The 13,361-nt window shown below is 64.1% G+C and carries 12 protein-coding genes; 4 read left to right on the top strand and 8 right to left on the bottom strand.

Annotated features, from left to right (window positions below):
* Nucleotides 1-115: 115 nt before the first annotated feature.
* The 3 genes from NE851_RS14475 to NE851_RS14465 form a co-directional block, all read right to left on the bottom strand.
* Nucleotides 116-364: a DUF4170 domain-containing protein gene (locus tag NE851_RS14475; RefSeq protein WP_047613812.1), complete on the bottom strand. Its 249-nt coding sequence runs from the start codon at nucleotides 362-364 to the stop codon at nucleotides 116-118.
* A gap of 62 nt (nucleotides 365-426) precedes the next feature.
* Nucleotides 427-1,236: a 3'(2'),5'-bisphosphate nucleotidase CysQ gene (locus tag NE851_RS14470; RefSeq protein WP_254961171.1), complete on the bottom strand. Its 810-nt coding sequence runs from the start codon at nucleotides 1,234-1,236 to the stop codon at nucleotides 427-429.
* 76 nt (nucleotides 1,237-1,312) lie between these two features.
* Nucleotides 1,313-2,659, bottom strand: a complete 1,347-nt coding sequence (locus tag NE851_RS14465) for a TldD/PmbA family protein (RefSeq protein ID WP_254961170.1) — start codon at nucleotides 2,657-2,659, stop codon at nucleotides 1,313-1,315.
* A gap of 119 nt (nucleotides 2,660-2,778) precedes the next feature.
* Here NE851_RS14465 and NE851_RS14460 point away from each other — a divergent pair, with 119 nt between their 5' ends.
* The 3 genes from NE851_RS14460 (at nucleotide 2,779) to NE851_RS14450 (ending at nucleotide 5,568) form a co-directional block, all read left to right on the top strand.
* A complete protein-coding gene (locus NE851_RS14460; protein WP_254961167.1) occupies nucleotides 2,779-4,593 on the top strand; it encodes a monovalent cation:proton antiporter-2 (CPA2) family protein in 1,815 nt (604 codons plus the stop codon).
* Nucleotides 4,594-4,713: 120 nt separating this feature from the next.
* A complete protein-coding gene (locus NE851_RS14455; protein WP_097595298.1) occupies nucleotides 4,714-5,085 on the top strand; it encodes a VOC family protein in 372 nt (123 codons plus the stop codon).
* A 3-nt stretch (nucleotides 5,086-5,088) separates the two neighbouring features.
* Nucleotides 5,089-5,568: an EVE domain-containing protein gene (locus tag NE851_RS14450; protein ID WP_254961165.1), complete on the top strand. Its 480-nt coding sequence runs from the start codon at nucleotides 5,089-5,091 to the stop codon at nucleotides 5,566-5,568.
* Here NE851_RS14450 and NE851_RS14445 read toward each other — a convergent pair.
* The 3 genes from NE851_RS14445 to NE851_RS14435 are packed head-to-tail and all read right to left on the bottom strand — an operon-like array spanning nucleotide 5,557 to nucleotide 9,032.
* A complete protein-coding gene (locus NE851_RS14445; RefSeq protein WP_047613802.1) occupies nucleotides 5,557-6,438 on the bottom strand; it encodes a patatin-like phospholipase family protein in 882 nt (293 codons plus the stop codon). The genes NE851_RS14450 and NE851_RS14445 overlap by 12 nt on opposite strands.
* A gap of 13 nt (nucleotides 6,439-6,451) precedes the next feature.
* Nucleotides 6,452-7,012 carry a 16S rRNA (guanine(966)-N(2))-methyltransferase RsmD gene (rsmD, locus tag NE851_RS14440; RefSeq protein WP_047613800.1) on the bottom strand — a complete coding sequence of 187 codons (561 nt, stop codon included), beginning with the start codon at nucleotides 7,010-7,012 and terminating at the stop codon, nucleotides 6,452-6,454.
* Nucleotides 6,993-9,032 carry a pseudouridine synthase gene (locus tag NE851_RS14435; protein ID WP_097595300.1) on the bottom strand — a complete coding sequence of 680 codons (2,040 nt, stop codon included), beginning with the start codon at nucleotides 9,030-9,032 and terminating at the stop codon, nucleotides 6,993-6,995. Before NE851_RS14435 ends, rsmD begins: the two co-directional genes overlap by 20 nt.
* Before the next feature lie 90 nt (nucleotides 9,033-9,122).
* Here NE851_RS14435 and NE851_RS14430 point away from each other — a divergent pair, with 90 nt between their 5' ends.
* Complete coding sequence (locus NE851_RS14430; protein WP_254962432.1) at nucleotides 9,123-9,560, top strand: nucleoside deaminase; 438 nt, start codon at nucleotides 9,123-9,125, stop codon at nucleotides 9,558-9,560.
* Between the two features lie 49 nt (nucleotides 9,561-9,609).
* Here NE851_RS14430 and NE851_RS14425 read toward each other — a convergent pair whose 3' ends face one another.
* Both NE851_RS14425 and ileS read right to left on the bottom strand, forming a co-directional pair.
* Nucleotides 9,610-10,239 (bottom strand): hypothetical protein, encoded by a 630-nt coding sequence (locus NE851_RS14425; protein ID WP_047613796.1) that lies wholly within the window; start codon nucleotides 10,237-10,239, stop codon nucleotides 9,610-9,612.
* A 129-nt stretch (nucleotides 10,240-10,368) separates the two neighbouring features.
* The gene (gene ileS, locus NE851_RS14420) at nucleotides 10,369-13,260 is read right to left on the bottom strand and encodes an isoleucine--tRNA ligase (protein WP_097595302.1); all 2,892 of its coding nucleotides are present in this window, start codon (nucleotides 13,258-13,260) and stop codon (nucleotides 10,369-10,371) included.
* Nucleotides 13,261-13,361: the final 101 nt, after the last annotated feature.

The following is a 13,361-nucleotide window of genomic DNA, read 5'->3' as shown; positions in this document are numbered from 1 at the left end:
CGACGGCGCCCGATGCACGAAAGCCCGCTCGACGAGCGGTCGCGCCGGCGGCACATCCCGAGGTGCCCGGCCGAAGCTCCTGGCCGAGGTCTCTGACTCAGCTTCGTGGCCGAGGTCAGTTACCCTTGGCCTTTTCCTGCGGATCGAGCAAACGATGCATGTGGACGATGAAGTAGCGCATATGCGCATTGTCGACCGTCTGCTGCGCCTTCGACTTCCAGGCCGTCAGCGCCGTGGCATAATCCGGGAAAATGCCGACGATATCGAGACCCTTCAGATCACGGAACTGGACGTCATCGAGGCTTTCCAGTTCGCCGCCAAAAACGAGATGCAAAAGCTGCTTCTTGTCACCGGATTCAGTCATTTTTTCTTCTCTTTCTGCCTATTCTCCTCCGCCATCCCATCTGCGGGATTTTGACGGAAACGTCAACTGTCTCGTCGTCCTGCAAAGGCCGCGAGGAATTCGCCGAGGCGGGGCGTCGGACCCGCACAGAGGACCTTGTGGGTGACTTCGACGCTGTTGTAGACGACCGTCCGGCCTTCGAGATCGACGAGACCGCCGCCGGCGCAGGCGAGGATCAGATCGGCGGCGGCAAGGTCCCAATCATGTGAATTGGCCTTGACGAAGGTGCCTTCGAGACGACCGTCCGCCACCATGGCAATGCGATAGGCCAGCGAAGGGATGTATTTCTCGCGCGTCACCCGCTCCTGGAATTCCGACGGCAAGGTCTTCAGCAAGTCTTCGCCGATCGCAAGACGGCTCATTTCCTCCGGGTCGGCGACAGAGACGGTGAAGGGCACGCCGTTCTTCAGCGCCACGCCGCCCTCGACCGCCTCATAGAGCTCTTCGAGCGCCGGGGCATAGAGCACGCCGGCGACCGGCCGGCCGCGATGAACCACCGCGACGCTGACGCACCAGACCTTCTGGCCGCCGAGGAAGGCGCGCGTGCCGTCGATCGGATCGATGATGAACAAGGTCTCGCGTGAGAGACGGTCGGCATCGTCGTCGGTTTCCTCAGACAGCCAGCCATAATCCGGCCGGGCCTTGCGCAGAATGGTCTCGAGCGTCTTGTTGGCGGCGAAATCGGCGGCGCTGACGGGCGAGCGGTCATCATTCTTCCACCAGACTTCCGGAGACTGGTTGAAGAAGCCGAAAGCGACGGCACCCGCCTCCTTCGCAGCATCGACGATCAGCGTGAGATCGCTCTGCCAGCGGGCTTTCTCCATGTCGCTCATCAGATCAATCCGTTTCTGAACTATCATGAGAGCATGATGTCGTCCGAAAACCGCGCACACTTTTCGGCATCATGCTCTAGCGCCCTGCAAGCGTCATGCCTTCGATGGCAAAGGTGGGGGCCGCGACGCCGAACTTGCGATCGATGTCGTTTGCCGGCGTCAGGCGCATGAACATGTCCTTGAGGTTCGAGGCGATCGTCACCTCGGAAACCGGGAAAGTCAGTTCGCCGTTCTCGATCCAGAAGCCGGTGGCGCCGCGGCTGTATTCGCCGGTGATCATGTTGACACCGTGGCCGATCAATTCGGTGACATAAAAACCGTTGCCGACGCTGCGGATCAGCTCCTCCGGCGAGATGTCGCCGGGTTCCAAGGCAAGGTTGCTGGAGGAAGGCGAGACTGATGTGCCGCCGCGCACGCCGCGGCCGTTGGTCGTAAGACCCAATTCACGCGCCGTGGAGGTCGAGAGGAACCAGTGTTTCAACACGCCGTCCTCGATCATGACAAGCCGCTCGCCGGACACGCCCTCGCCGTCGAAGGGCCGCGAGGAAGGCCCCCGCACGATCAAGGGATCGTCGGTGATCGACAGGCCTGACTTCAACACCTGCTGACCCATCCTGTCGCGCAGGAAGCTCGATTTGCGGGCGACGGCAGCACCGTTGATCGCACCGGCGATATGGCCGACGAAGCCGCGGGCGACACGCGGGTCGAAGATGACGGTGACGTCCTTGCCGGTCGGCACCTGACGCGGATTGATCCGCTTGATCACCCGCTCGCCGGCCCGACGGCCGATTTCGGCGGGATCGTCGAGCTCGGCGTAATAAAGGCGGCTGTCGTAATCATAGTCGCGCTCCATGCCAGTGCCTTCGCCGGCGATGACGCTGACGGAACGGCCGAAACGCGAGGCCATGTAACTGCCCTCGAAACCGTGCGAAGTGGCAAGAACGAGGCCGCCCATGCCGGCCGACGCACCGGCGCCGGAGGAATTGGTGACGCCCTTGACCGCAAGGGCTGCGGCTTCGGCGGCAAGAGCCGCCTCGCGCAGCATCTCGGAGGAGATCTCGGTGGTGTCGAGCAATTGCAGGTCGGGATAGGATTTCGACAGGCTCGCCTCATCGGCCAGGCAGGCGAAGGGATCTTCCGGCGAAACCTTGGCCATGGCGACGGCGCGCTCGGCCAGCGCCTGGAGATCGAAGCCCGGATTGGCCGAAACGCTGGCGACGCGCTTGCCGATGAAGACGCGCAGGGAAAAGTCGTCGCTTTCGGAAGATTCCGTGCCCTCGACCTTGCCGAGGCGGACGCTCACCGATTGCGAGCGCGACCGGACGACGACGGCGTCGGCGGCATCGGCCCCTGCCTTCCTTGCCAGATCGATCAGTTGACTTGCGCGGGAAAGAAGTGTCGAGGAATCAATTTCAGAGGACATGATTTGGCCTTTCCTTCGGCTTCCATTTATTGTGCACTCTCCCAAGCATCAAGGCCGCCGCCACCGATTCTTTATCGGGGCTGCTTGCTCGCTTCCCGCCGTTGAAAGAAATTGCCAGCATGTCAGCGCCCAATGCCCTTTTTTCCGAAACGATCCTGCTGCTCGGCGGAGCCGTGGTCGCCGCGCCGATCTTCAAGAAGCTGGGGCTCGGCACGGTGCTCGGCTATCTCGCCGCCGGCATCGTCATCGGCCCTGTCTTCCACGGGATCACCGATGGCGAACAGATCCTCGCCGTCGCCGAGCTCGGCGTCGTCTTCCTGCTTTTCATCATCGGACTGGAGCTGAAACCCTCCCGCCTCTGGCAGATGCGGCGCGACATCTTCGGCCTCGGCACGGCGCAGGTGGTGGTGAGCGGGCTGGCGCTGACCGCGCTGGCGTGGCTTTCAGGCGTTCTCGACTGGCGCGGCAGCATCGTTGCCGGATTTGGCCTGGCGCTGTCTTCGACGGCCTTTGCCATGCAGATCCTCGAAGGTGACGGCGACGTCAATACGCGATACGGGCAGCGCTCCTTCTCGATGCTTCTGTTCCAGGACCTGGCGATCGTGCCGCTCTTGGCGCTGATCACCATTCTCGACGGCGGTGGCAAAGGCAGCAATGCGCCGCTCCTGGATTTCACCGTGGCCGTCGGCGCGGTCGCGGCGATGGTCGTTGCGGGGCGCTACCTGCTGACGCCGCTCTTTCAGATCATCGCCCGGACCGGCGCGCGCGAGGCGATGATCGCCGCGGCCCTCTTCGTCGTCATGGGATCGGCGAGCCTGATGCAGCTTGCCGGACTTTCGATGGCGATGGGCGCCTTCCTCTCCGGCGTGATGCTGGCCGAATCCTCCTACCGGCACGAGCTGGAGGCGGATATCGAGCCGTTCCGCGGCGTGCTGCTCGCCATCTTCTTCATCGCCGTCGGCCTGTCGCTGCAGCTCGACGTTCTCTTCGACAACGGGCTCTTCGTCATCGTCGTCGTGCCGATCGTCATGGCGGTCAAGGCGATCATCATCTACGGGCTCTGCCGGGTCTCGGGCTCGCCGCACGACGATGCGATCCGCATCGCCTTCCTGCTGCCGCAGGGCGGCGAATTCGGTTTCGTGCTGTTCACCGCCGCGGGTACGACCGGACTGATGTCGACCAGCACGGCATCGCTGCTGGTCGCGATCGTGACGCTGTCGATGGCGCTGACGCCGATCGGGGCGGCGCTTTCGAAACGGCTGCTCAACGGCGACGAACGGGAGGAGCTGGACGAGGATTTCGAGGGCGCGGGCGCCGACGTGCTGATGGTCGGCTTCTCGCGTTTCGGCCAGATCGCCGCCCAGATCCTGCTTGCCGGCGGGCGCAGCGTCACCGTCATCGAATTTTCGGCCGACCGCATCCGCCAGGCCTCCTCCTTCGGCTTCCGCATCTATTTCGGCGACGGCACCCGCAAGGACGTGCTGCGCTCGGCCGGCATCGACCGGGCAAAGATCGTGCTCGTCTGCACCCAGAAGAAGGAAGTCACCGACAAGGTGGTCGAGCTGGTGCAGGCGGATTATCCGCACACAAGGCTCTATGTGCGCTCCTACGACCGCATCCATTCCATCGAACTGCGCAACAAGGGCGTCGACTACGAGTTGCGTGAAACGCTGGAATCCGGCCTGCTCTTCGGGCGGCGGACGCTGGAGGCGCTCGGCGTTTCCGAGGTCGACGCCTACGAAATCGGCGAGGATATCCGCAAGCGCGACGAGGCCCGCCTGGCGCTGCAGGTTTCCGAAGGGCTGCAGGCCGGGCGCGACATGCTGTTTTCCCACCCGGTCCGTCCCGAACCGCTGGTCAAGCCGAAGCGCGCCGTCGATCCCTTCGAGGACGATCTGCTGGCGGGCACCGCGGATGCGACGGCGGACGCATAAATCCACTCCGGGACGTGCGAAGCTTGAGCGGATTGAACGGCGGCAGAGGCGAATGCTACTGCCAGAATCTGTCAGCATGTCTCTGTAGACGATCCTCCTGACCCAACCAGGAGGCCACCAATGATCGACAGCAACAGCATTCTACTTTTCGTAGCCGACGTGCCAAAAAGCGCCGGCTTTTATGGCCAACTGCTCGGGCAGGATCCAGTTGAGTTCAGCCCGACCTTCGCCATGTTCATCCTGCCTTCGGGTCTGGCCCTGGGACTCTGGGGCAGAGCGGGCGTGAAGCCGGCGCCGGCTGCCGCGGGCGGCGGCTGCGACGTCGGTTTCAAGGTCGCGACAGCTGATAAGGTCGATACGCTTCACGCCGAATGGCAAGTCAAGGGCGCGACCATCCTGTTGCCGCCGACCAACCTGGATTTCGGCCGCACCTTTGTTGCAGCCGACCCCGACGGGCATCGCCTGCGCGTCTACAACGTTGCGGAGGACTGAAACATGTCCCGCAGCTGGATCGCTGTCGCATCAGCAAATCATGTCCGCGTCGGGCGCGAAGCCGGGTTCATGCAGGTCTGTCATGGCAAGGCCGCACCGCTTAAGCGAAGCGCGCCTGGCGACCGGGTGATCTATTATTCGCCGACCGAAACATTTGGCTGCAAGGATCGCCTGCAGGCGTTCACGGCAATTGGCGTGGTCGAGGAGACGGCGGCATATCAGGTGGACGTTGACCCCGGTTTCCGCCCCTGGAGGCGCGATGTCGCCTGGTGGCGGGCCGTGGAAACGCCGATCCGGCCGTTGCTCGGCCGGCTGTCTTTCACAAGCGACCGGGGAGGCTGGGGCTATCGATTGCGCTTTGGTCTCTTCGAAATCGACAATGACGATGCCGAACTCATAGCCGAAGCGATGCTCACTGAACCGCGCATGGATGTCGCCCGGAAACAAGCAACGGTTCCCGTGCAGTGCACTTTAGCGCTTTAGCCGCGCTTCGATCTCGCGGTCGAGGGCGAACTTGAGGTCGTCCTTGACGCCGACGGACATGGCGAGGACTTCGCGGGCCTTGAGGAAATCCATGACGCCGGTGCGGCCGACCGTCGGGCGCAGGAAGATATGCGGCGCGCGGAGCTTCAGTTTCAGCGTGATCGCCGTCTGCATCATCAGCTGGCCGGAACCGAAGATGCTTTCCATGCGGTTCGGAATATGGGTGCCATCGCCTTCCGGCGCGCCGACGACATCGATGCCGATGACGATGTCGGCAAGATCCATCAGGCATTCATAGGGCACGGGATTGCTGATGCCGCCGTCGATCATCACGCGGTCGCGCAGGCGCACCGGCATGAAGACGGCGGGAATGGCGGAAGAGGCGGCGAGCGCCGGGAACAGCTCGCCCTGTTCGATGATCACCTCGCACTGCCCGTAATAATCGGTGGTGATCACCTTCATCGGCACCAGCAGGTTCTCGAAACGGGCCGGCAGCTCGGATGGCAGGAAGGCCTTGAGGATCCGCTCCAGATTGAACTGGCCGATGCGGACGCCCTTGGCCACCGCATCGCGCACCGTCGCCGGCCGCAGGCCCCAGATGCGGGCGATGACGGCCGTCTTGTTGCCGACGGTCGCCAGCGCATGTTCGCGGATTTCAGCGCCGGACATGCCGGCCGCCATGCCGGCGCCCATGATCGCGCCCATCGAGGAACCCGATATCGCCACCGGGCGGATACCGAGTTCATCCAGCGTCTCGATGATGTGGATATGGGAAAGCCCGCGCGCGCCGCCGCCGCCGAAGGCAACCGCAACCGTCGGCAAATCGCTGATCGCAGGCAGTTTCGGACTGATGATCTCTGCCTGCTGCACGCCCCGCCCCCGCTTATTGCGGCTGATATCGGAAGAAATGCACCCTCGTATCGCCAAAGATGCGGTTTTCGAGGAAAACATAGGAAGGGTGGACGGAAACGACAATATCGGCGCGTTCTTCGAGCACCGCAATCGCGCCCGGCCGCAGCCAACCGCCCTCGGCCGCCGCCGCCATCGCCTTTTCGCCGAGCCCCTTGCCGTAGGGCGGGTCGGCAAAGAGCATGTCGAAGGGCTCGAGATTGCCGACGCTGCCGAGATCGGTCGCATCCCGGCGCAGGATGCGGGTGCGGCCGTGCAGGCCGAGCGCATCGATGTTCTCCCAGAGCAACGCCCGGCCCTCGACGCTGTTTTCGACGAAGAGCGCGTGGCGACAGCCGCGCGAAACGGCTTCGAGGCCGACAGCGCCGGTTCCGGCAAAAAGGTCGAGGATCCGGGTGCCGTCGACACATTCCGGATAGGCATGGCTCAATATATTGAACAGGCTCTCGCGCGTCCGGTCGGCAGTCGGCCGGATATCGTTGGATTTTGGCACGGCGAGAGGCCGTCCGCGAAACTCACCGCCGACGATCCGCACCGCGCGTCATTCCCTTTCCTCTCGCACCACCTTTGGACGGCCCGCCCGCAGGCCTGTCGCCGCCCGGCCTGTCACTGCTCGACTTGGCGCCTTTCGGCTTGCCGGAAAAATTCTTGGCCCCGCCGGGCTTGCCGGCAAAACCCTTGCCGCGCGGCTTGTCACCCGAAGGCCTGTCGCTTGAAGGCCTGGCACTCGACGGCTTGTCGCCAAACGATCTTTCACCGCGCGGACGCTCCGAGCGGCCCTCGCCGGTAAAGCTTCTGGCTGCCCGCGGACGTTCGTCACCATCCGCACGCGGCTTGCGATCCCCACGCGGCTTGTCGCCGAAGGGACGATCGCCACGCGAGGGACGGTCACCGAAGGGCCGCTCGCCGCGCGGACGCTCCGAACGGGCCTCCTCGGTGGAGGCTCTGGCAGCCCGAGGACGCTCGTCACCATCGGCACGCGGCCTGCGATCCCCACGCGGTTTGTCGCCGAAGGGTCGATCGCCACGCGAGGGACGGTCACCGAAAGGCCGGTCGCCGCGCGGACGCTCCGAGCGGCCTTCGCCGGCGGAGCTTCTGGTGCGCGGACGTTCGTCACCCGCTTCGCGCGGGCGACGGTCGCCGCGCGCCGGGCGGTCGCCAAAACCGCGATCTTCACGGGCGGGGCGGTCCCCGAAGGAACGCTTGCGGCCGGAACCTTCCGCCTCATCCTTGCGGCGGGGCTGCTCGCTCGAGCGAATCCATTCGCCATCCTCTTCGCGCACACGGTTCACCTGCGTGCGCGGGCGATCCTCGGTACGGTCGAACGCGTTCTTTGCCGGCGCCTGCTCGCCGCGCTTGCGCGCTGTCTGTGCATTCTTGGCGGCTTTCGCCGCGGCCTTTTCGCCGAGCGGCCGGGCGCCTGGCGCCATCCAGACATTGGCGCTGCGGCGCTGGCCGAGCGGCTGGGGACGCTTCGGCTTGTCGTCGTCCCTGCGGCCGCTGTCGCGGCGATCGTCATCTCTGCGCCCACCGCCGTGGCGGTCGTCGCGCTTGGTGTCGAGGCGGCTCAGCGCCCGTTCGCGCTTGTCCTCGTCGCGGCGCGGTCGCTCGCGCTTTTCCGGCACTGCAGGCTCTGCCTCTTCCTCGGCAGCGACAGCTGGCGCATTGTAGATCGGCGCGTCGAAATTCGCCTTGGCTTCTTCGATGAGGCGCGGGCCGAGCTGGTCGCGCAGCGTGCGGCCGCGCACTTCGACGACATGGCCTTCCGGCAAGTCGCCGAGCTGGAACGGGCCATAGGAAATACGGATCAGGCGGTTGACGTCGAGGCCGAGCGCGCCGAGCACGTTCTTGATTTCGCGGTTTTTGCCTTCACGAAGGCCCATGGTGATCCAGACGTTCGAGCCCTGGGTGCGGTCGAGCGTCGCCTCGATCGAGCCATAGAGCACACCGTCGACGGCGATGCCGTCCTTCAGCTTGTCGAGCGCGTCCTGATCGATCTCGCCATGGGCGCGGACGCGGTAGCGCCGCAACCAGCCGGTCGCCGGCAGTTCCAGCGCGCGGGCAAGACCGCCGTCATTGGTCAGCAAGAGCAGGCCTTCGGTATTGATGTCGAGACGGCCGATCGACATGACGCGCGGCAATTCTTCCGGCAGGTTGTCGAAGACGGTCGGCCGGCCTTCCGGATCGGCATTGGTGGTCACGAGGCCAGCCGGCTTATGATAGAGCCAGAGCCTGGTGCGCTCGATGCCGCGGATCGGCACGCCGTCGACCTCGATGCGGTCGGCGAGCGTGACGTTGACGACGGGGGTTTCGAGAACCCTGCCGTTCAGCGTTACCCGGCCGTCCATGATCATGCGTTCGATGTCGCGGCGGGAGGCGACGCCGGCGCGCGCCATCACCTTGGAAATGCGTTCGGCCTTGGCCTCGCCATCGGCCTCGGCGGCGATCGCAGCCTTTGCCGGCTTGCCACCGCCCGGCTTGGCGCCGGTCTTCGGCTCGGTGTCCCGTGAAAACGGCTTTGCGCCCGGGCGTTTTGGCTTGTCTTTGGGTGTCATTTGTTGTTTGCCTGCCTTTTGGGCCTGTCTATCAGGTCACGCATCTGCGGTTAAGTGGAAATTCGTGCGATCGTGAAGACAAATCGTTTCATGGAGATGGCGCTTGAAGAAGCGCGCGCCGCCGGAGAACGCGGCGAGGTACCGATCGGCGCCGTCGTCGTTATCGACGACATTGCCGTGTCACGCTCGGGAAACCGCACGCGCGAGCTCAATGACGTGACCGCGCATGCCGAAATCGCCGCAATCCGGCTCGCCTGCGACGCGCTTGGGCAGGAACGTCTTGTCGGCGCCGATCTCTATGTGACGCTCGAGCCTTGCACCATGTGCGCGGCAGCCATCTCGTTTGCGCGTATCCGCAGGCTCTATTACGGCGCCGAGGATCCGAAGGGCGGCGCCGTCGACAATGGCGTGCGATTCTATGCGCAGCCGACCTGCCACCACGCCCCGGAGGTCTATTCCGGCTTCAACGAGGTGCAATCGGCCGAGATCTTGCGGAGATTCTTTTCGCAACGGAGAGAGGCGCCGTAATCAGCGGCGTCTGTGCGCGGCGCCGTCATTCCTGTCGGCGCCGAAAAAGCTATTGCAGGAGGTTCCACCACTGCTTGCCGGTGTTGGCGACCGCTGCATCCTTCTTGCGCTTCTTCTGCTTCTTGAGCTCTGGCTCGCCGAGATCATCGAGCTTTGCCGGATCGTCGACAGTGCGGTAACCGGGCGGCGGATCGGATATATAGCGGCGCTGATCGACATAGGAGCCCTTCTGCAGGGCGCGGGCTTCACGATAGGCCTTGGTCTGGGCTTCCGTCGTGCGCCGGCCGCCTTCGATCGCCGAGCTGGCGAGAGGCGAGCGGTAATTCGGATTGTCCGAGTTCGCGTCGGCCTCGGAAACGAGGCGGGCGCGGGTCTCCTCCGGCGATTCAAGCCATTGCGGATTGTCCTTGTTGGCGACCGTCGGCTGCGGCGCAACCAGGTTTTCCTTCTGCGCCTCGGCCGGCAGCACCAGCGTCGGACGCGGCGTGTACTTGACGCCCTTGTTCTTCGGGTCCGGTCCGGTCAACGACACGGACTGGCCGAGATCGTCGGTCAGCTGTTCCATGGCGGTCTTGTCGGTGCCGTAGGTCGGGCTGCTGGCGCAACCGGACACCATCGAGCATCCCGCCATGACGACAGACAGGCAGGCGCCCATACGGAACCAATGCGATGTTAACATGAAAACCCTTCCACCCCGGTGCAATCGTCGCCCAACCGGACAACCGTCCCCCTGACGCAAAAATCCGGCCATTTTCAGGCAGCTTTTACCGGATGAACCGCGAAAGCGCAATTCACCCGGTAATATTCTTCACGCGAGCGCGGCGAGTTCGCGAAGGGCGGCGGCGTCGCGGGCCGAGACATCGGGATATTCAGGATCGGAACCGACATCCCGGGTGATGCGCCAGGAGCGGGCGCATTTTTCACCCTCGGCCAGCTTCGGCACGACGCTGACCTCAGGCACCTCGGCAAGGCGGAAGGCATCCGCCGGGCCTTCGCCGGTCTTGATCTCGATCGCCGAGGTGATGCAGACTTCGGTGAAGTCCTGACCTTCGAGCGCCTTCAGCAGGTCCGGATCGGCGATGTGGACGACGGGAGCCGCTTCCAGCGAGGAGCCGATGCGCTTGTCCTTGCGCTCGATTTCCAGCGCGCCGGTCACAACCGAACGCACCGCGCGGATCTTCTTCCACTTCTCGGCCAGGGCATCGTTGCGCCATTCCTTGGCGACCGGGGCAAACTGCTCCAGATGCACTGACACGGCGGACGGGTTGCGCGACAGCCAGGCCTCCTCGGTGGTGAAGGGCAGCATCGGAGCGAGCCAGGTCACCATGCAATCGAAGATCTGCCGGATGACATGCAGGCTGGCGCGCCGGCGCAGGCTCGACGGCGCGTCGCAATAAAGCGCATCCTTGCGGACATCGAAATAGAAGGCCGAAAGCTCGACATTGGCGAAATCGATCAGCGCCCGGGCGATCTTCTTGAAGTCGAAGCTGTCATAGTTCTCGCGCACCAGCTCGTCGAGTTCGGCAAGCCGATGCAGCATCAGCTGCTCCAGCTCCGGCAGATCGGCGAGCGCGATCTCCTCGCCCTTGTCGTGGGCGAGCGTGCCGAGCATCCAGCGGATGGTGTTGCGCAGCTTGCGATAGGCGTCGACATTGGTCTGGATGATCGTCTTGCCGACGCGCAGGTCGTCGGCATAATCCGAGGTCATCACCCAGAGGCGCAGGATATCGGCGCCGGCATCCTTCATCACTTCCTGGGGTGCGGTGACGTTGCCCTTCGACTTCGACATCTTCTCGCCCTTCTCGTCCATGGTGAAACCATGGGTGAGGACGGCGTTGTAAGGCGCACGGCCGCGGGTGGCGGCCGATTCCAAGAGCGACGAATGGAACCAGCCACGATGCTGGTCGGAACCTTCGAGATAAAGGTCGGCCGGCCACTTCAGGTCCGGGCGGTCCTCGAGCGTGAAGGTGTGCGTCGAGCCGGAATCGAACCAGACGTCGAGGATATCCATGACCTGCTTCCAGCGGGAATGGTCGTGGTCATTGCCGAGGAAGCGTTCCTTGGCGCCTTCGGCAAACCAGGCGTCGGCGCCTTCATGTTCGAAGGCTTCGAGGATGCGGGCGTTGACGGCGTCATCGACCAGGACCTCGCCATGCTCGTCGGCAAAGACGGCGATCGGCACGCCCCAGGCGCGCTGACGCGAGAGCACCCAGTCCGGGCGACCTTCGATCATGGCGCGCAGGCGGTTCTGGCCGGCGGCGGGCACGAAACGGGTGTCGTCGATCGCGCTCAGCGCGCGCGACCGCAGCGTCGTGCCGTCGGCAAGGGTCTTGTCCATATAGACGAACCATTGCGGCGTGTTGCGGAAGATCACCGGCTTCTTCGAACGCCAGGAATGCGGATACTGGTGCTTCAGCCGGCCGCGGGCAAAGAGCGCGCCGCGGGCGATCAGCTCCTTGATGACGCGGTCATTGGCATCGCCCTTCTTGCCGTTGTCGTCGATGACGCGGGCGCCTTCGAAGCCGGGGGCATCCGATGTGTAGAAGCCGCCATCGTCGACCGGGAACGGGATCTTGGTCTCGATGCCGCGCGCCTCGAGCGTGCGGACAGCCGACATCCAGGCATCGAAGTCCTCGCGGCCGTGGCTGGGTGCGGTGTGCACGAAGCCGGTGCCGGCATCGTCGGTGACGTGATCGCCATCGAGTAGCGGCACATGGAATTCATAGCCGCCGTCGAGACCCTTGAAGGGATGGGCGCAGGTCATCGCTGCGAAGTCGGCCGCAGAGACATCGCTCAAGCGCTTGTACTGCAACTTGGCCTTGGCGAAGGATTCCTCGGCCAGCTTATCGGCAAAGATCAGCCTTTCGCCGGGACGCGGACCAAAGTCGTTCTCGGCCGCCGTCACTTCGTAAAGGCCATAAGAGACGCGCGCGGAAAAGGAGACCGCGCGGTTGCCGGGGATCGTCCAGGGCGTGGTCGTCCAGATGACCACGAACGCGTCCTTGAGCGCGGCCGGGCCTTCGACGACCGGGAATTTCACCCAGATCGTGTCGCTCTCATAATCCTGGTATTCGACCTCGGCCTCGGCCAGCGCCGTGCGCTCGACGACCGACCACATGATCGGCTTGGAACCGCGATAGAGCTGGCCGCTCGCGGCGATCTTCAGAAGCTCGCCGGCGATGCGCGATTCCGCGTGGAAGTTCATCGTCGTATAGGGATTGTCGAAGTCGCCCTCGATGCCGAGACGCTTGAACTCTTCCGCCTGGACCTTGATCCAGCCGGTGGCGAACTCACGGCATTCCCGGCGGAATTCGTTGACCGGGACCTCGTCCTTGTTCTTGCCCTTCTCGCGGTACTTCTCCTCGATCTTCCATTCGATCGGCAGGCCGTGGCAATCCCAGCCAGGCACGTAATTGGCGTCGTAGCCGCGCATCTGGAATGAGCGGTTGATGACGTCCTTGAGGATCTTGTTCAGCGCGTGGCCGATATGGATGTTGCCATTGGCATAGGGCGGGCCGTCGTGAAGGACGAACTTCTCGCGGCCGGCGGCAGAAGCGCGCAGCTTCTTGTAGAGACCCATCTCCTGCCAGCGCTTGACGAGTTCGGGCTCCTTCTGCGGCAGGCCGGCGCGCATGGGGAAATCGGTCTCGGGCAAATAGAGGGTCTTCGAATAGTCGATCTTTTCGGCTGTGTCGGTCATGTCTGACAATCGTTTTCTGGCAGCCCAGGAAGGGCGCAACGGGCGTGAAATAGCTGGTGACGGCAGCGCTCGTATCCAAGCGCCAAAAACCCGGACCTTCC

Origin of the sequence: Rhizobium anhuiense bv. trifolii (assembly GCF_024346605.1) — a bacterium.
Taxonomy (GTDB): domain Bacteria; phylum Pseudomonadota; class Alphaproteobacteria; order Rhizobiales; family Rhizobiaceae; genus Rhizobium; species Rhizobium anhuiense.
The sequence above is the reverse complement of the archived record's forward strand: the minus strand, read 5'-3'. Positions and strand labels throughout refer to the sequence as shown.